General features: G+C 43.2%; 21 protein-coding genes. All 21 read left to right on the top strand.

Annotated features, from left to right (window positions below; translation table 11 throughout):
* Positions 1 to 2: 2 nt before the first annotated feature.
* Positions 3 to 455 carry a hypothetical protein gene (locus F0342_RS04460; protein WP_149154817.1) on the top strand — a complete coding sequence of 151 codons (453 nt, stop codon included), beginning with the start codon at positions 3 to 5 and terminating at the stop codon, positions 453 to 455.
* Between the two features lie 151 nt (positions 456 to 606).
* Positions 607 to 1,677, top strand: coding sequence for a peptide chain release factor 1 (gene prfA / locus F0342_RS04455; protein ID WP_148996332.1), 1,071 nt, complete (start codon positions 607 to 609; stop codon positions 1,675 to 1,677).
* A complete protein-coding gene (gene prmC, locus F0342_RS04450) occupies positions 1,677 to 2,549 on the top strand; it encodes a peptide chain release factor N(5)-glutamine methyltransferase (RefSeq protein WP_149154816.1) in 873 nt (290 codons plus the stop codon). Before prfA ends, prmC begins: the two co-directional genes overlap by 1 nt.
* A gap of 316 nt (positions 2,550 to 2,865) precedes the next feature.
* Positions 2,866 to 3,732 (top strand): stage II sporulation protein R, encoded by an 867-nt coding sequence (gene spoIIR, locus F0342_RS04445; protein WP_149154815.1) that lies wholly within the window; start codon positions 2,866 to 2,868, stop codon positions 3,730 to 3,732.
* Positions 3,733 to 3,882: 150 nt separating this feature from the next.
* The gene (locus F0342_RS04440; RefSeq protein ID WP_149154814.1) at positions 3,883 to 4,323 is read left to right on the top strand and encodes a GNAT family N-acetyltransferase; all 441 of its coding nucleotides are present in this window, start codon (positions 3,883 to 3,885) and stop codon (positions 4,321 to 4,323) included.
* Between the two features lie 353 nt (positions 4,324 to 4,676).
* The gene (locus F0342_RS04435; RefSeq protein ID WP_395940659.1) at positions 4,677 to 5,717 is read left to right on the top strand and encodes an L-threonylcarbamoyladenylate synthase; all 1,041 of its coding nucleotides are present in this window, start codon (positions 4,677 to 4,679) and stop codon (positions 5,715 to 5,717) included.
* 146 nt (positions 5,718 to 5,863) lie between these two features.
* Positions 5,864 to 6,418: a manganese efflux pump MntP gene (locus F0342_RS04430; protein ID WP_149154813.1), complete on the top strand. Its 555-nt coding sequence runs from the start codon at positions 5,864 to 5,866 to the stop codon at positions 6,416 to 6,418.
* Positions 6,419 to 6,800: 382 nt separating this feature from the next.
* Entirely contained in the window at positions 6,801 to 7,238 is a 438-nt protein-coding gene (locus F0342_RS04425) for a low molecular weight protein arginine phosphatase (RefSeq protein WP_316252582.1), read from the top strand.
* 18 nt (positions 7,239 to 7,256) lie between these two features.
* Entirely contained in the window at positions 7,257 to 8,546 is a 1,290-nt protein-coding gene (locus F0342_RS04420; protein WP_149154811.1) for a methyl-accepting chemotaxis protein, read from the top strand.
* A 153-nt stretch (positions 8,547 to 8,699) separates the two neighbouring features.
* The gene (rpiB, locus tag F0342_RS04415; protein WP_149154810.1) at positions 8,700 to 9,143 is read left to right on the top strand and encodes a ribose 5-phosphate isomerase B; all 444 of its coding nucleotides are present in this window, start codon (positions 8,700 to 8,702) and stop codon (positions 9,141 to 9,143) included.
* A gap of 12 nt (positions 9,144 to 9,155) precedes the next feature.
* Positions 9,156 to 9,698, top strand: coding sequence for a TIGR01440 family protein (locus F0342_RS04410; RefSeq protein WP_149154809.1), 543 nt, complete (start codon positions 9,156 to 9,158; stop codon positions 9,696 to 9,698).
* A 412-nt stretch (positions 9,699 to 10,110) separates the two neighbouring features.
* The gene (locus tag F0342_RS04405; RefSeq protein WP_149154808.1) at positions 10,111 to 11,352 is read left to right on the top strand and encodes a serine hydroxymethyltransferase; all 1,242 of its coding nucleotides are present in this window, start codon (positions 10,111 to 10,113) and stop codon (positions 11,350 to 11,352) included.
* A 414-nt stretch (positions 11,353 to 11,766) separates the two neighbouring features.
* Positions 11,767 to 12,396 (top strand): uracil phosphoribosyltransferase, encoded by a 630-nt coding sequence (gene upp / locus F0342_RS04400; RefSeq protein WP_034765147.1) that lies wholly within the window; start codon positions 11,767 to 11,769, stop codon positions 12,394 to 12,396.
* 18 nt (positions 12,397 to 12,414) lie between these two features.
* Positions 12,415 to 13,566: a non-hydrolyzing UDP-N-acetylglucosamine 2-epimerase gene (gene wecB, locus F0342_RS04395; protein ID WP_149154807.1), complete on the top strand. Its 1,152-nt coding sequence runs from the start codon at positions 12,415 to 12,417 to the stop codon at positions 13,564 to 13,566.
* 558 nt (positions 13,567 to 14,124) lie between these two features.
* Positions 14,125 to 14,346, top strand: a complete 222-nt coding sequence (locus tag F0342_RS04390; protein ID WP_113969237.1) for an AtpZ/AtpI family protein — start codon at positions 14,125 to 14,127, stop codon at positions 14,344 to 14,346.
* Between the two features lie 3 nt (positions 14,347 to 14,349).
* Positions 14,350 to 14,724: an ATP synthase subunit I gene (locus tag F0342_RS04385; protein ID WP_113969236.1), complete on the top strand. Its 375-nt coding sequence runs from the start codon at positions 14,350 to 14,352 to the stop codon at positions 14,722 to 14,724.
* A gap of 22 nt (positions 14,725 to 14,746) precedes the next feature.
* Positions 14,747 to 15,457, top strand: a complete 711-nt coding sequence (gene atpB / locus F0342_RS04380) for a F0F1 ATP synthase subunit A (RefSeq protein WP_148971189.1) — start codon at positions 14,747 to 14,749, stop codon at positions 15,455 to 15,457.
* Between the two features lie 72 nt (positions 15,458 to 15,529).
* On the top strand, positions 15,530 to 15,742 hold the full coding sequence (atpE, locus tag F0342_RS04375; protein ID WP_044339990.1) for a F0F1 ATP synthase subunit C: 213 nt from the start codon (positions 15,530 to 15,532) through the stop codon (positions 15,740 to 15,742).
* A gap of 163 nt (positions 15,743 to 15,905) precedes the next feature.
* Positions 15,906 to 16,424, top strand: a complete 519-nt coding sequence (locus tag F0342_RS04370) for a F0F1 ATP synthase subunit B (RefSeq protein WP_149154806.1) — start codon at positions 15,906 to 15,908, stop codon at positions 16,422 to 16,424.
* Positions 16,421 to 16,957 (top strand): F0F1 ATP synthase subunit delta, encoded by a 537-nt coding sequence (locus F0342_RS04365; RefSeq protein WP_149154805.1) that lies wholly within the window; start codon positions 16,421 to 16,423, stop codon positions 16,955 to 16,957. Before F0342_RS04370 ends, F0342_RS04365 begins: the two co-directional genes overlap by 4 nt.
* 27 nt (positions 16,958 to 16,984) lie before the next feature.
* Positions 16,985 to 18,493: a F0F1 ATP synthase subunit alpha gene (gene atpA, locus F0342_RS04360; protein WP_148971186.1), complete on the top strand. Its 1,509-nt coding sequence runs from the start codon at positions 16,985 to 16,987 to the stop codon at positions 18,491 to 18,493.
* Positions 18,494 to 18,578: the final 85 nt, after the last annotated feature.

The following is an 18,578-nucleotide window of genomic DNA, read 5'->3' as shown; positions in this document are numbered from 1 at the left end:
GTATGAAAAAATTAGTATTAGTTTTATCCTTTACAGTATTCTTCATTTTAATCACCGCGTGTGGAGTGAATCAGGAATCCGAATTCGGTATGCACGAGGATCAAAATGGGACCCGATTCATTGATAATCGAAATGATGATAGGAATGATCGTCAAGATAGAAGCGTCAGAAACACGACAAATGAAAACCCGAACTTCCCTAACCTGACGAACTCACCAGGCACAACATCGACGACAATTGGTGTGTATGAAGATAAAGCGCGTGAGGTTGTGAGGGAGTATTCCAACTTCGAACCAGATGAAGTGTGGATCAATGGCGAACAAATGTGGGTGACGGCCCATACTCAAAATGAAATGAGTATGGCTGAGACGGATAAAGAAGAAGCGATGTTAAAAGAGAGATTAGAAAAAGCCATTCCAAGGTACAATGTAAATGTGAAAATCACCGAAAGATAAAAAAGTGCAAGCAGGTCTGGATGCTGATCTGCTTGCCTTCTACATAAAATCCACTCGTTTCTGCCTTCTGCTTATTCCCGATCCTCCTTGTGTTTACATACACCATATAATATAATTAGACTGTTATGGACTAAAATTGAGGTGAATAGCTGTGTTCGATCGTTTACAAGCAGTGGAAGATCGCTATGATAAGTTAAATGAGCTATTGAGTGATCCAGAAATTGTGAATGACCCAAAGAAGCTAAGAGATTATTCGAAAGAGCAATCAGACATCCAAGCAACGGTAGAAGCATATCGAGAATATAAAGAACTTACTGGGCAGTATAAAGACGCTAAGGCGATGCTGGATGATAAGCTTGATGCTGATATGCGTGAAATGGTGAAAGAAGAAGTTTCAGAGCTTGAAGAGCAGATTGAAGCTCTCGAAGCTCGTCTGAAAATATTACTGATCCCGAAAGACCCGAACGATGATAAGAACGTCATCATGGAGGTCCGTGGTGCTGCAGGTGGAGATGAAGCAGCACTGTTTGCAGGTGATTTATACCGTATGTACAGCCGCTATGCAGAATCACAAGGCTGGAAGACCGAAGTGATGGAAGCGAACTCGACTGGCGTTGGTGGATATAAAGAAATCATCTTTATGATCAACGGAAATGGCGCATTCTCCAAAATGAAATACGAAAACGGGGCACACCGTGTGCAACGTGTACCTGAAACAGAATCCGGCGGACGTATTCATACGTCGACCGCAACGGTTGCCTGTCTGCCGGAAGCAGAAGAAGTCGAAGTGGATATTCACGACAAAGATATCCGTGTCGATACCTTCGCATCCAGTGGCCCGGGAGGACAAAGTGTTAATACAACCATGTCTGCTGTGCGTCTGACTCACATGCCGACAGGTGTAGTCGTTTCATGTCAGGATGAAAAGTCGCAGATCAAGAACAAAGAGAAAGCAATGAAAGTATTGCGTGCCCGCGTTTACGATAAATTCCAACGTGAAGTTCAAGCTGAATACGATGCAAACCGTAAATCAGCCGTTGGTACAGGTGACCGTTCCGAACGTATCCGTACGTACAATTTCCCACAAAACCGCGTCACGGATCATCGTATCGGATTGACGATTCAAAAGCTTGACCAAATTCTTGAAGGGAAGATGGATGAAGTCATCGATGCGTTAATCATCGAGGATCAATCCAAACTTCTTGAGAGACTGGAAGAATAGTGACGACTGTTACCATATTTGAAGCCCTAAAATGGGCTTCTTCTTTTTTAGTCGAAAATGGCCGTGATGAAAATGTGGGAGAAATCTATTTGCGGCATTTAGTAGGGATGTCCCGTTCCCAACTGTTGGCTGAACAGCGGAGGTCCGTCCCTCAAGAAAAGTGGGAAGAATTCCAGGATGGGATTAGCCGGCATGTTGGTGGAGTGCCGATTCAGCATATTATTGGAATGGAGGAGTTTTATGGTCGGGAGTTTGTGGTGAATGAGCATGTTCTGATTCCGAGACCTGAAACGGAAGAACTGATCTATTATGGATTACAGAAAATGAAGGATCTGTTTAGGGTTGTGGACACTCCTTTGCAAGCTGCTGATGTTGGAACGGGTAGTGGAGCGATTGCGATTACGTTGAAGCTCGAGGCGGATCGTTTGCCTCTAGATATGATGGCTGTGGATATTTCTCGTGAAGCGCTGGCTGTTGCCCGTGAAAATAGTGAGAGACTCGGTGCGGAGGTTCGCTTTTTTGAAGGGGACTTACTGCAGTCTTTAATTGAAGAAGGCGTGAAGCTCGATATCCTTTTATCGAATCCACCATATATTCCCCTGGCAGATCGTGAAACGCTATCAGATGTAGTCGTTGATCATGAGCCTGAACTCGCTTTGTTTGGCGGGGAAGATGGCTATGATTTGTACAAGAGATTTATGGATGAACTGCCGTTGGTGATGAAGGAAAAATGTCTGATCGGATTCGAAGTGGGAATCGGACAGGGCGAGACGGTGGTTGACTTACTTCGGGATACATTTCCTGATGCAGAAGTGGAAGTTGTCCATGATATCAACGGGAAAGATCGAATGGTGTTTTGCGAGAGAAAATAAAGATGTTGGCCCTCGATTCGTGTGATCGGGGGTGTTTTTTTGTGGAAAATGAAATGTTTGGAATGAATTCGTGAGTTATTAGGTTGGCTGGAGTGCGAATGGAGTAAATTTGGAGGATCATTATTGCTCGATTTTCCTCGCCGTCACATTAATTTTCAACTTTCGCCCTTTTATTTTCAATTCCAAGCGATTTGTTTTCAAAAATGGGATTTTATTTTCAAAACAGGGTTCAGCAGAAATTCCTAACAAAAATGTTATTTTACTAGTTTAAGATTTCCCCTTTTTGACTAGACTGTTTTACTGAGGGGGAGAGGAAATGAAAACAAAACATACGGTTTTATTGTATATATTGATTCTATCATTAGGAACGATTCTAAGTTTATATATACCGAAGCAGGAACTGGCGGCTCAGGAGACGATGGTGATTCCGGAAGAAGCGATTCGACTGCGGATTCTGGCAAATAGTGATTTGGAGCAGGACCAAAATGTGAAAAGACTCGTTCGTGATGAAGTGAATAAAGAGATTACGAATTGGGTGGCGACTCTTACATCGCAGGATGAAGCGAAAAAAGTGATTCAAGAGGGCTTGCCACAGCTACAGGAGATTGCAGAACAGGTTGTCGCTCAGCAAGGCTTGGAACAATCAGTAAAAATTGATTTCGGAAAAGTTGAGTTCCCTACTAAATTATATGGTCAGTATTTGTACCCTGCAGGAGAGTATGAAGCGGTATTGATCACACTGGGTGCAGGAGAAGGAGCAAACTGGTGGTGTGTTCTTTATCCTCCTCTATGCTTCCTTGATTTCTCGACTGGAAATGCAGTAAGAAGCCCTGGATTTGAAACGAAAGTGGAAGCGAGTGGGAATGAGGTTACTGAAGTGGATCCAGAAGATGAAGTTGATGAAACTTCAGAAATGGAATTAAGTACTGAAGCAGTAGAAACGCAATCTCCTGAAGTCGTCAAGGAAGATGTTATTGCCTATAAAGACGTCGAGATGGAAACAGTGGAAGCGGCAGCGACGGAAGAAACAGTAGTTGTTGAAGAGCCTAAGAAAGAAGCACTTCCTGAGGTTGAAACGGCGGCAGTACAAGAACAGCCAGTCTTTGTTGAAGAAGGAGAGGAGGAAGAAGTAGAAGTTCGATTCTTCGTAGTCGATTTTTTCAAAGGACTATTCAATAAGTAAAACGTAGAGCTTCATCCCCCTGAGATGGAGTTTTTTTTATGTTCGAAGGAAATCTATCGCTCTAGTATTTTTCACAACAACTTGTTCTATTCTCTTTTTCCCCTCATACATTAACATTAAGGGATGATAGAAAAGGGAGGATGAATTGTGATGTTAAAAGTGATTCGCCAAGCAACACAGGAAGATATCCATGAAGTTGTAGCCTTCTTAATGAAAGCAGGATTAAGCACAGAAGGCATTAAAAATAGTATTGATTGTTTTTTAGTAGTGGAAGACTCAGACAACCAGTTAATTGGGACTCTCGGTATTGAGATCCAAGAGAAGATCGGGCTTCTTCGCTCCCTCGTTGTGACTTCATCTTTTGAAAGTGAAGAATTGTTTGCTCTTTTCCAAGAAATATTAAAATTGGCGAAAGAAAAAGAACTTACGCGTCTTTACTTGATCTCCAATCGAAAAGCGTCGCTGAACTTCTTTGACCTGCTAGGTTTTCAACAGGAAAATGAGCCTTTTGTGGATGAGTTGCAGAAGTTTGTTCACGCTCAAAAGTTATCCACTGTGGATAACTGTATTACGATGAGGCTTGACCTTTAGGTTGATATGAGGGGTTTCGACAAATTCCAACTAGAAGAAATTATTTTCCGATAGTAGTCTGTTAGTAGGCTGAATCATTTTTATTGAGAAATGATTCAGTTTTTTTTATGTGTAAAATTCGGACAAATACGTTAGGTGCCAGTCACTAACGTAAATATCTCTTTTTTCAGAATTATTCACACAATCCACAGGTTTATCCACAGTTTGTAGATTACTATTCACGTTTTGTGGACAATACTTGAGAATTTGTGGGGTTTCTTTTATACTTTCAAAAGAGTAAAGTAGTTGAACGCTTGTTAATTCTGTATCTATACACAGAAATGAGTGTTGATAATAGAAGGTGGATGACGGAAATGATGAAACATTGGATTGTGGAAAGTGATGTGGATAATTATGAAAGTTATCCACAAATTGTGGATGTCGCGAAGATTCTTCAACAGAATGAAGTGGTGGCATTCCCGACAGAGACGGTTTATGGTCTGGGTGCCAATGCGAAATCGGATACGGCTGTGGAGAAAATCTTCGAAGCGAAGGGTAGACCATCGGATAATCCACTGATTGTCCACATATCAAATTTAGATCAGCTGGAAGAATTGGTGGAGGATATTCCTGAGGATGCAGCGAAACTTGTAGATGCTTTTTGGCCGGGTCCTTTAACGATTATATTTAAAAATAAGGAAAACGTATTATCTGAAAGGGTAACAGCGGGATTACCGAGTGTGGGAATCCGGATGCCAGATCACCCAGTTGCCCTGGCAATCATTGAAGCGTCTGGACTCCCGATTGCGGCCCCTAGTGCGAACCGTTCAGGAAAACCAAGTCCAACAACGGCTCAGCATGTCATCGACGATTTGGAAGGCCTGATTGCAGGGGTGGTCGATGGAGGCGAAACGGGTATAGGTGTGGAGTCGACGGTAGTGGATTGCACCGGACCAAGCCCGTTTGTTTTACGTCCCGGAGGAGTCACGATAGAACAGCTGGAAGAAGTAGTCGGTAGAGTGGATGTGGATCCTTCTTTAAAAGAAGGAAAGGGGGCTCCGAAATCCCCTGGCATGAAATATACGCACTACGCACCTGATGCTCCTGTGTATTTAGTTGATGGTACAAGGGCAGATCTTCAGAAATTAGTAGATAATAAAAAAGCAGAGGGTCTCAAAGTGGGTGTGTTAACAACGGAAGAATTCATGGATGACTTCCAGGCAGACGTCATTCTCTCGGTTGGTAGGAGAGAGGACCTTTCAACAGTCGCTCGAAATCTTTACGATACGCTGCGTGCTTTTAATAAAAGTGATGTTGATATTATTTTTGCCGAAAGGTTTCCTGAGGAAGGGGTCGGACTGGCGATTATGAACCGGCTTCAGAAAGCTGCCGGGTACCGGGTGATAAAAGGATAATGGTTACCCCTATGGTTTGAAAGAACTGTAGGGGTTTTTTGTTTGAGTCAATAATGCCCAATCTTCAAACCCAATTATCATTCTATTTCCCTTTGGACGTGCATAAATTTGTTCTGTAGGCATGTCCGGAGGGGGAAAAAACAAAAATGACAACGATTATTGGAGAACTGATTACCTTGATGTTAATGGCATTTGCTCTTGGGATGGATGCCTTTTCAATCGGGATCGGGATGGGTATGTTTCAGCTGAGATTAAAGCAAATTTTTTATATAGGCTTGGTCGTCGGGATCTTTCATGTCTGGATGCCCATGCTCGGGATGATGACGGGGAAATTTTTATCCGAAACGTTCGGTGCCTTTGCAGGGTATGCCGGTGGGCTCCTTTTGATTGTATTAGGAATACAAATGTTCATGTCCAGCTTTAAAGAAGAGGAGACGACGCTCATTTCCCCGGTAGGATTTGGTTTAGTGCTCTTTGCTTTGAGTGTAAGCCTGGATAGCTTTTCCGTTGGATTGACCTTAGGGATATTCGGTGCCAGGACAGCGGTTGCCCTTTTCTGTTTTGGAATAGCGGCGACGGTGTTGACATGGGCGGGTTTATTCATTGGCCGAAAATTTCAGGGGGTGCTCGGGACATATAGTGAGGCACTTGGGGGAAGTATTTTGTTTGCATTTGGGATTAAGCTGCTGCTGCCGTTGTGAAAAAGAGGGTGGCCTGGAGGTTGCGATTTAGTTGAGGAAGGTCCGTCCCTCTTGGGTGGGCTTTTTTAATTGTCCAGCTCCGGCGGCTAGCCCCTCGAGGTCATAAGCTAAATAAGCCAAAAAGGCAAAGTGCGCCTTTCCGGCTTATTTAGCTTATGCTTGTCGGGCCTGAGCGAGCCGCCTCCGCTTTTCTTATTGCCCAGCTCCGGCGGCTTAGAGGCTCGAGGTTATAAGTCAAGCCGACCAATAAGGCAAAGAGCGCCTTTCCGGTTGGTTCGTCTTATAATTGTCGCCTCTGGGAAAAGCCCTTTTTGTTTCTTTTTGAATGGACTATTGCGGGATTGGAAAATATTTTATAATAGGTTATAAGGAGGTTGACGTGATGAATATTTTATTTGTTTGTACGGGAAATACGTGCCGAAGTCCTATGGCAGAGGCGGTTTTGAAGCATAAGGGTGCAGAGAGGTTTGAAGTGAAATCTGCAGGCGTTTTTGCCATGGACGGAAGTGATGCTTCATTTCAGACTAAAGAAGTGCTGAAAGAGAACGATATAATACATAGACACCAATCAAGTTCGCTCTCAAAGGAGAACTTGGATTGGGCTTCCTATATTTTCACGATGACTTCGAATCATAAGCGGGCAATTGTGGATCAGTATCCACATGTGGCGGACAAAATTTTCACATTGAAAGAGTTTGTCCATGAAGATCCTGCAGATTTGGATGTTTCTGATCCTTACGGAGGCAGTGTGGACATCTATAGACATACATACAGAGAGTTGGATTCATTGATTGAGGAGTTAATTAAAAAGCTGGGTTGAGACAGGGAGAGAGAAAGAATGGGGAAAGAGAGAAGCTACAAATCGGGTCTTAGAAAGAAATTGGTCTTCTTTATCACGCTTCTTGCCGTGGTGACGTATTCCACAAGTGCACTTTTTATTTATTTTATCAAACCTACTTTTGCACCTGAAATGAACGAACTTTTGTTTACGAGCATGACTCTGGGGATGGGAGTGTTCTGGTCGGGTGTGCTTGCCTTTTTTGCAGCGGGATTCATCGTCAAACCTCTTCAGCGTTTGGAACAGGCTGCGTTAAAAGCGGCTGAAGGGGACATTGCTGTGGAAGTGGATGTGCCGAAGTCAGATGATGAAATCCGGTCACTCGCATTGGCCTTCAATCGCATGCTGCATAACTTGCGAGACATGGTGTCCTGTATCGACGAAAATTTCACCAAAACAAATTCGAATGTGATCGAGCTTTCGAAAGCATCGGAATCAGCTTCCATACAAGCTGATTCCATTTCCAAAACGATCAGCGAAATTTCAGCAGGTGCCGAAAGTTCGGCGATGGCGATTCAAACGACGGCTGAATCTGTTGAGGACGTGATCCGGATAGCACAGGAAGTACAGAATCACTCCAAATCATCAGAACAAATGTCCAAGCATATGGTGACGGAGCTTCAAGGAAGCAAGGAAGTCATTCATTCCCTGGTAGAAGGCATAAGCCGACTTGCAAGAGGAAATAAAGATTCTTTAGAAGCCGTTCGCCGATTGGAAGACAATGCGAAAAAAGTGGAACAGATCATTCAATTGGTCGGGGATATCGCGAATCAGACCAATCTTCTCGCCTTAAATGCCTCCATTGAAGCGGCACGGGCAGGTGAGCACGGTAAGGGATTTGCAGTTGTTGCCGAGGAAGTCCGCAAACTGGCAGATGAAAGCGGCAAAGCAGTTCAAGGAATTTCGGACCTCATCAAGAACATTCAGACTGAGGTTGGAAATGTGGTTGGACAGATCACAACTCAAGTTGACTCTGCAAATTCTGAAGTGAAAAAAGGAACACAGACAAATGAGATGATCGAAACGATGACGAAAACGATTCATGAAGTAGCGGATGCGGTTCAAAATATATCCGTTCTTGTAGATCAGCAAATGGACAGCATTCAATTGACTTCCCAGCAATCACAAGAAGTCGCCGCCATTGCAGAAGAGACATCGGCAGGTGCAGTGGAAGTGTCAGCCTCCACTAAAGAACAAGCGGCTGTGATGGGTGATGTAGAAATGTTGGCATTGAATCTGAAAGAGCAGGCAGAATCATTGAAAGGTACGATTACGCGTTTTCATCTATAAAATAGACGGACATGAGGGACGGACCTCATGTCCGTTTTATTTGTTGACCTGCTTTCGGCACCTCCCCACAAAAAAGAATCCGAAAAACTTTATATAATCAAGAGTGTGTGGCAAAATAATACGTATCAAAGGCAATAGGGAGTGGGATTAATTATGAAAATTGCAATTGCATCCGATCACGGCGGGGTAAATATCCGGGAAGAAATCAAATCACTACTGGAAGATCTAGGCCTAGAATATGAGGATTTCGGTTGTGAGTGTGGAACGTCCGTTGACTATCCGGACTATGCAGTGCCTGTTGCGGAAAAGGTAGCCAGCGGTGAATTCGATCGTGGCATCCTGATTTGTGGTACGGGAATCGGTATGAGCATTTCAGCTAATAAGGTCAAGGGAATCCGCTGCGCCCTTGTACATGATGTGTTCAGTGCGAAAGCAACACGTGAGCATAATGACAGCAATATGTTAGCCATGGGTGAACGTGTGATTGGACCCGGGCTTGCCCGTGAAATCGCCCAAACGTGGCTGGTGACAGAATTTGAAGGTGGCCGCCATGCCAACCGTATAGGGAAAATCACGGCATACGAAGACAAACAATAGGAAGTGGATTTCATGGAAATCACTCAAATGAAGGAAGAACTGCAAACGATCCTGCAAGATTTCAGCAAACAGGTTCCTATGAAAAAAGGACAAGTGTTTGTTGTAGGCTGTTCAACATCGGAAGTGATGGGGGAGAGGATCGGAACATCAGGAACCATTGAAGTAGCGGAAATGATTTTTGATGAGTTAAAAGGTTGGGCAGATTCCATTGGTGTTTCACTTGCTTTTCAATGTTGCGAGCACTTAAATCGTGCCATCGTTTTGGAAAGAGATGTTGCTGAAAGAAATGGCCTGGATGAAGTCACAGTCATTCCTGTGCGAAAAGCAGGAGGAGCGATGGCGACCCAAGCGTACCATTCCTTTGAAGAACCCGTCATGGTCGAACATATAAAAGGCGACGCCGGCATCGACATCGGGGATACCTTCATCGGCATGCACCTGAAACACGTAGCCGTCCCGATCAGGGTTTCACAGAAAAGCCTCGGCCAGGCACACGTCACACTGGCCAAAACCAGACCAAAACTCATCGGCGGAATCAGAGCCGTATACGAATAGAATCGTCAATATGAAAAAGGTCCGTTTCTCTTGTTTGAGGGACGGACCTTTATTTCGGTATGGTCTTAAATCGAGGTGTAAATCCCGAACTTTAAAGGGAGAGATGGAGAATATGATTATGTTAAAGGTGAGTGAGGGACAAGGAGAGAGGACAATAAATTATCAGCACATGTTTACCTTCATTCGACAAGGATAGACATAATGCTACTTTGGGGAGCGTGGAAGAGAGCGGTGAAGATGTTTGTGAAAAATATCACACGAGGTCCGTCCCTCTAAATACACTCTAAACACGAACATTACGTTTTGACTAGAGGTTTTTATTTCGCGTTTTGCTGAATCGTGTTAGAATGAGAGTGAATGAATCAATGAGGCACCTAGAGCAGTTGGGCCTATGAATTAAAGGGGGATATGTATGAGTAAGATTGCCAAGCAAGATCCGGAAATTTATGCAGCGATTCAAGATGAATTAGAGCGTCAACGAACAAAAATCGAGTTAATTGCATCTGAGAACTTTGTCAGTGAAGCGGTTATGGAAGCACAAGGCTCCGTTCTGACAAACAAGTATGCAGAAGGGTACCCAGGTCGTCGCTATTATGGTGGCTGTGAGCATGTGGATGTAGCTGAGAATTTGGCTCGTGATCGTGCGAAGGAACTATTTGGAGCAGAACATGTAAACGTTCAGCCTCACTCAGGAGCACAAGCCAATATGGCAGTCTACTTCACGATCCTCGAACAAGGTGATACGGTTCTTGGAATGAACTTATCTCATGGTGGACATCTGACTCATGGAAGTGCCGTCAACTTCAGTGGAATTCAATATAACTTCGTAGAGTATGGTGTGGACGAAGAGAAGCACCTGATCAATTACGAAGATGTTAGACAAAAAGCGTTAGAGCACAAGCCGAAGCTGATCGTAGCTGGAGCAAGTGCCTACCCAAGAGCGATCGACTTCGCTAAATTCCGCGAAATCGCAGACGAAGTGGGAGCCTACCTAATGGTGGATATGGCTCACATCGCTGGTCTTGTAGCAGCCGGTCTTCACCAGAACCCGGTTCCTTATGCAGACTTTGTGACCACAACGACTCACAAAACATTGCGCGGACCTCGTGGCGGTATGATCCTATGCAGAGAAGAATTTGCAAAGAAAATAGACAAGTCTATTTTCCCTGGAATTCAAGGTGGCCCGCTTATGCACGTGATCTCAGCTAAAGCTGTTGCTTTCGGTGAAGCGCTGCAGGATTCTTTCAAAGACTATGCACAGAACATCATCGACAATGCGAACCGTTTAGGTGAAGGTCTTGTAAAAGAAGGAATCAATCTTGTATCAGGCGGATCTGATAACCATCTATTGCTAATTGACCTGCGTTCACTAGGACTGACTGGTAAAATCGCAGAGAAAGTGCTTGATGAAATCGGGATTACCGTTAATAAAAACACGATTCCATTCGATCCTGAAAGTCCATTCGTAACGAGTGGTGTCCGTATCGGAACGGCAGCCGTTACATCCAGAGGATTCGGGCTCGAAGATATGGATGAAATTGCTTCCATCATGGCGTTGACTCTTAAGAATCATGAAGACGAAGCTAAATTGGAAGAAGCACGCAAGCGTGTCATTGACCTGACAAGCAAATTTGAATTATATCCTGAAAGATAATAGATGACCTCTTCACCAGGGACGGACCTCACTGGTGGAGAGGTTTTTTTGATGTGGAATTAGTAGAGAAGTAGATTTTTAAACATTTAGTTGTCGATTATAAAGCGATTTTGAGTAGATTCCAGCCGTTATTGCCGGTAATCCAGCCGTTTTTTCAGAGTCTCAAGCGGATTTCAAACAAATTCCAGCCGATTCAGGCATTCATCCGGCCGATTAAAATAATTAACCAAAACCCAACGGATTCACGGCAGCTTACACGTCCTTTTCCCACACTACTCATCTCAATTCTAACGATTCCATTACACTTCCCATCTCATGTTGCTCTTAAATTGTCTTTTATGTACAATAGTCTGAGGTGTAAAGGAAGTAGACAAACTATTTTTACATAAAATCGAATTTAAAGGAGAGAGTCGAATGGGCAAAGTATATGTATTTGATCATCCGTTAATCCAACACAAATTAACGTTTATTCGTGATAAAGAAACAGGTACGAAGGAATTTCGTGAGCTTGTTGATGAAGTAGCGACATTGATGGCGTTTGAAATCACCCGTGATTTACCGTTAGAGGATATTGATGTGGAAACACCAGTAAGCAACGCCAAGGCTAAGACTCTTGCAGGAAAAAAATTAGGGATCGTTCCTATTCTGCGAGCGGGATTGGGAATGGTCGACGGAATTCTTAAACTGATTCCGGCTGCAAAAGTAGGACATGTTGGTTTATATCGTGACCCGGAGACTCTTAAACCGATTGAATATTACGTAAAGCTTCCAAGTGATGTGGAAGAGCGTGACTTCATCCTGGTTGATCCAATGCTTGCAACAGGAGGATCTGCTGTGGAAGCCATAAACTCATTAAAGAAGCGTGGTGCTGTAAGCATCAAGTTCATGTGCCTCGTTGCTTGTCCTGAAGGGGTAGACGCAATCAAGGAAGCGCACCCTGACGTTGATATCTTCATCGCGGCTCTTGATGAGAAGTTGAATGAAAAAGGATACATCGTTCCTGGTTTAGGGGATGCTGGAGATCGTTTATACGGTACGAAATAAGAAAGGCAGGGGCATAAAATGACGAAACCAATCAAAGTAATGACTATTTTTGGAACAAGACCGGAAGCCATTAAGATGGCACCTCTCGTTCTGGAATTAAAGAAATACCCGGAAAGTTTTGACACGATTGTAACCGTTACAGCTCAGCACCGTGAAATGTTGGATCAGGTTTTAAATATATTTGATATTACTCCTGATTACGACTTGAACATTATGAAAGATCGCCAGACATTAATTGATGTAACAACTCGTGGGTTAGAAGGACTGGACAAAGTGATGAAGGAAGCGAAGCCTGATATCGTCCTTGTTCATGGTGATACAACGACAACATTTGTTGCCAGCCTGGCAGCGTTCTATAACCAGATTTCAGTAGGGCATGTGGAAGCTGGGTTAAGAACATGGAATAAATATTCACCGTTCCCTGAGGAAATGAATCGTCAGTTAACTGGTGTAATGGCAGATCTTCATTTTGCACCTACGGAAAAATCATCCCAAAATCTTCTCAATGAAAGTAAAAAAGAAGAAGGGATTTTCATTACAGGTAATACAGCAATTGATGCGTTGAAAACAACTGTAAAAGATGAGTACCATCATGATGTATTGGAGAAGGTTGGGGACGACCGATTAGTCTTATTGACTGCTCACCGTCGTGAAAATCTTGGACAACCAATGAGAAACATGTTCCGTGCAATTAAGCGATTAGTAGAAGAGCATGATGATATTCAAGTTGTATACCCGGTACACTTAAATCCGGCTGTTCGTGAAGTAGCGGATGAAGTATTGGGAGATGACAAGCGAATTCACCTGATTGAGCCGCTGGATGTGATCGATTTCCATAACTTCGCATCCAGAGCACACTTGATCTTAACGGATTCAGGTGGTGTTCAAGAAGAGGCTCCTTCATTAGGGGTCCCTGTCCTTGTCCTTCGTGATACCACTGAGCGTCCTGAAGGAATTGAAGCAGGAACGTTGAAACTTGCAGGAAACGAAGAAGAAAACATTTACAAGCTTGCTAAAGAGCTACTGACTGATTCAGAAGCACACAACAAGATGTCAAAAGCAACAAATCCATATGGAGATGGACAAGCGTCTTACCGAATCACCCAAGCTATTCGATACCATTTCGGTCACCTGGATGAACGCCCTAAATCCTTCGATCCGAACGAATAAACAAATAACCTAAAGGTCCGTCCCTCACCAGATTCAAACTGATGAGGGACGGACCTTTGTCTTTTATGTAAAAAATATGGATGTTTCTCAGTTGACTGGAAGTATTTACATTAAATTCAAGGGTTACTCATAAAAAGAATTTTCTATATAATGGAGGGGTATGTGAAGATAGAATCTATGTATGAGCGAGACCACATTCTCCCTCCGCTTTTCGACATGTCCAGCTCTGTCGGGTAGAGGCTCGAGGTCATAAGATAAATTGACCAAAAAGGCAAAAGGCGCCTTTCCGGTCAATTCATCTTATGCTTGTCGCCTCTGACCAACCCGCCTCCGCTTTTCTGTAAATGTGTTAAAAATGTGAACAATTTGGAAACGCGTGGATAGGTTGTGAACTTTTTAACTTGAACTCATTGACATAGATAATACCCTATTGTATGCTTACAAAGGGTATAAAATGATAAGGTTTTCACAAGGGTTGAACCCGTATGGAAACGGTTTTTCATCATTTGTACAGTGTCAACGATTTCCCACTAAATCACATGTGTGGAGATGAAAAAAATGCGTCAAAATGATCGGCGCCCGTATCAATCAATGGTCTTGTATTCTGCTATTCTTTCCCAGCTTGTTGGTTCTATCTTAATAGGGATCTTCGGCGGGAGATGGTTAGATGGAATATGGAGCACCACACCACTTTTCTTAATTATTGGACTACTCCTTGGGCTCGCAACAGGAATCTACACCATGCTCCGTACAGTCCAACATTTCAATTCGGGAGATTAATGTATGCCAGAACTTCAGCAATTGTTTAACAGGCATCGTAAGTACATATTTTTCCTCCTTTCCCTTTACGTCCTCGGTTGGGGTTTTACTTCCTATCAGTCTATTTTCCTTGGGCTTATTTTGGGGACAGGCATCAGTCTGTTTAGTCACTGGCTGATCATGAGGAGAACCGTGCGATTCGGTGATGCAGTAGAATCTGGTCAAAAGGTTCGATCATTAGGAACCTTCTCAAGGATGGCAGGTGCGGCCTTTGCAGTCATTATTGCAACGGAATACCCTGAGCACTTTCATCTCCTGAGCGTCATTATGGGATTAATGACAATTTACCTTGTCATTATGATAGATTATTTTATTCAGCAGCTTTTAGCTCATAAATAGCGGGGAAGAGAGGTGAATTTCATTGCATCATGAAAATCCTACACACGAGTTTTTGGGGTTAACATTCAACCTGGCAAACGTACTGATGATTACAGTAGCAAGTGTTATTGTTTTCTTGATTGCGGTTTTGTCTACTCGTAGACTGGCCATGAAACCAACTGGAGTACAGAACTTCATGGAATGGGTCATGGACTTTGTCAAAAACATTGTGAAGAGTAATATGGACTGGAAAACGGGAGGTCGTTTCCATATCCTTGGACTTACTTTGATCATGTATATCTTTGTTTCAAACATGTTAGGGCTTCCGTTTTCCATAACATATGATCACACATTATGGTGGAAATCTCCAACAGCAGATCCGGTCATCACGATGACTTTATCCGTTATGGTTGTAGTGTTAACGCACTACTATGCCATCAAGATGAAAGGTTTCGGCGAATACGGTAAAGACTTTTTCAAGCCGATGTGGTTCTTATTCCCGCTGAAGATTATCGAAGAATTTGCCAACACATTGACACTCGGTCTTCGTCTTTACGGAAACATTTATGCTGGGGAAATCCTGCTTACACTTTTAGCAGGCAGCTTGGCAGTTGGGGTTGGTGGACATTTGGCAGCAGCACTGCCGATGATCGTTTGGCAAGGTTTCTCAATCTTTGTCGGCGCAATCCAATCATTTATTTTCGTTATGTTAACGATGGTTTATATGGCTCACAAAGTTAGCCACGACCATTAATATATACCCTGTTCAAAATTGAACAAAACTACTCAAAACATTTTTTTATACATTTAAAGGAGGAAATTCAGAATGGGTCTTTTAGCAGCAGCAATTGCAATCGGTTTAGCAGCACTAGGTGCAGGTATTGGTAACGGTCTTATTGTTTCACGTACGGTAGAAGGTATGGCTCGTCAACCGGAAGCTCGTGGAATGCTTCAAACTACAATGTTCATCGGGGTTGCGTTAGTAGAGGCGATTCCTATCATCGCAGTAGTTATCGCATTCATCGTAATGGGTCAATAATAGCAGTTTAAAGTTCAAGATGGCGAAGATCATTCGATAAGAACCTTCGCCATTCCTTTATGTTTAGTACTTATGAACATTTGACTATGAATGATACGGCATTTGCCGTTATTGTAAAGCTTTCTTTATGGAAGGCATTGACTCTTGAAGGGAGTGAAACCTCGTGCTTACAAACGCATTAGTCCTTGGAGCTGGTGGCGGCTTCAACGGTGGAGATATCGTATTCCAGCTTGTTATGTTCCTTATCCTTCTTGCGTTATTAAAGAAGTTTGCCTGGGGTCCTTTGATGGGCATCATGCAAGAGCGTGAGAATCACATTGCAAGCGAAATAGAAGCGGCTGAACAAAGCCGTCTAGAAGCAAATAAGAACTTAGAAGAACAGCGTCAACTTTTAAAAGAGGCTCGTCAAGAAGCGCAAGCGATGATCGAGAACTCTAAGAAGCAGGGCGATGAGCAACGTGAACAAATCATCATTGCCGCTCGTCAGGAATCTGAGCGCTTGAAAGAATCTGCGAAACGTGAAATCGAGACGCAGAAAGAACAAGCGATGGCAGCATTACGCGAGCAGGTTGCTTCACTATCTGTTCTGATTGCATCGAAAGTGATTGAAAAAGAACTTTCTGTTCAAGATCAACAGAAGCTGATCAACGATTATATTAAAGAGGCAGGAGAAGAGAGATGAGCTACTCTACAGTCGCAAAACGCTATGCGTTAGCTCTTTTCGAAATTGCCAAAGAACACAATCAATTAGAAGCGATTGAACAAGAGCTTCGTGCAGTGAAATCCGTTTTTATCCAAAATAAAGAATTAAGCATTCTTTTGGAAAATCCGAAGTTTTCGACGGATAGGAAGAAAGATATGTTGAAAGAAGCATTCTCTACTGTATCAGTATCAGTATTGAATACATTGCTTCTCATGACTGATCGTCATCGTGAAGATCAGGTAGTGGGCGTTGTCGATGCATTCATCGAGCTTTCTAATGAAGCTAGAGGAATTGCAGAAGCAAAGGTGTATTCCGTACGTGCTTTAACAGAAGATGAGAAGACAGCAATGTCAGCTTCTTTTGCTAAGAAAATTGGTAAACAATCATTAAGAATTGAGAATGTGATAGACGAGAACATACTTGGCGGCCTTAAGGTCCGTATCGGCAACCGTATTTATGACGGAACACTTGCTGGCAAGTTGGATCGTCTTGAGCGTGAACTTGTTCGTTAACTTTCGTATAAATGAGGGGTGAAATTCATGAGCATCAAGGCGGAAGAAATCAGCGCGCTGATAAAAAAGCAAATTGAAAACTATCAGTCTGAGATGAAAGTAAGCGATGTAGGTACAGTTATCCAAATCGGTGACGGTATCGCTCGTGCTCATGGCCTCGACAATGTCATGGCTGGAGAGCTTGTTGAATTTTCTAACGGTGTCATGGGTATGGCGCAGAACTTAGAGGAGAACAACGTAGGTATCATCATTCTCGGACCATTTAAAGACATTCGTGAAGGCGATGAGGTTCGTCGTACTGGACGTATCATGGAAGTTCCAGTAGGACAAGAATTAGTAGGTCGTGTTGTAAACTCACTTGGACAACCAGTTGATGGATTAGGTCCAATTGCGACAACGAAAACACGTCCAATTGAAGGTGGAGCACCTGGTGTTATGGATCGTAAATCCGTACACGAGCCACTTCAAACAGGTATCAAAGCGATTGACGCGCTTGTTCCAATCGGTCGTGGTCAACGTGAGTTAATCATCGGAGACCGTCAAACAGGTAAAACATCTGTTGCAATCGACTCGATCCTAAATCAAAAAGATCAAGACATGATCTGTATCTATGTTGCGATCGGACAAAAAGAATCAACTGTACGTAATGCAGTTGAAACGCTTCGTAAGCATGGTGCCCTTGATTACACAATCGTTGTAACGGCCTCAGCTGCTTCACCAGCTCCAATGCTATTCTTAGCACCATACGCTGGTATCACAATGGGTGAAGAATTCATGCATAGCGGCAAGCACGTTCTTGTTGTATATGATGATCTTTCTAAGCAAGCATCTGCTTACCGTGAGCTTTCATTATTATTACGTCGTCCTCCAGGCCGTGAAGCATTCCCTGGTGACGTATTCTACTTACACTCTCGTTTGTTAGAGCGTGCAGCGAAATTAAGTGATGCAAAAGGTGGAGGTTCCATCACGGCATTACCATTCGTTGAAACACAAGCAGGAGATATCTCCGCTTACATTCCAACAAACGTTATCTCCATCACTGACGGACAGATTTTCTTACAATCTGACCTATTCTTCTCCGGTGTTCGTCCGGCGATCAATGCAGGTCTTTCCGTATCACGTGTTGGTGGATCCGCACAAATCAAAGCGATGAAGAAGGTATCCGGTACACTGCGTCTTGATTTAGCGGCATACCGTGAACTTGAAGCATTTGCTCAGTTCGGATCAGATCTTGATAAAGCGACACAAGCGAAACTAAACCGTGGAGCCCGTACTGTTGAAGTACTGAAGCAGGATCTTAACAAACCACTTAATGTTGAAAAACAAGTTATGATCTTCTATTCATTAACAAAAGGTCATTTAGATGATATTCCAGTAACAGATATTCGTCGTTTCGAAGGTGAATTCCTAAGCTGGTTAGATCACAACCATACAGAACTGTTAGACCATATCCGCACCACAAAAGGTCTTCCTGAAGACGATGCAATGGTTGCAGCGATCAACGAATTCAAGAAGACATTTGTAAAGTCTGAGTAATTTCATATGATGTCGGTGTTCATTTTGATGGCACCGGCTGATTATTCTATTATTTAGTTGGTTCTAGTGAATATGACTAACATTT

Origin of the sequence: Bacillus sp. CH30_1T, assembly GCF_008364765.1 — a bacterium.
In the GTDB taxonomy this organism is placed as follows: domain Bacteria; phylum Bacillota; class Bacilli; order Bacillales; family Bacillaceae_B; genus Rossellomorea.
This window is presented reverse-complemented; position numbering and strand designations above follow the sequence as displayed.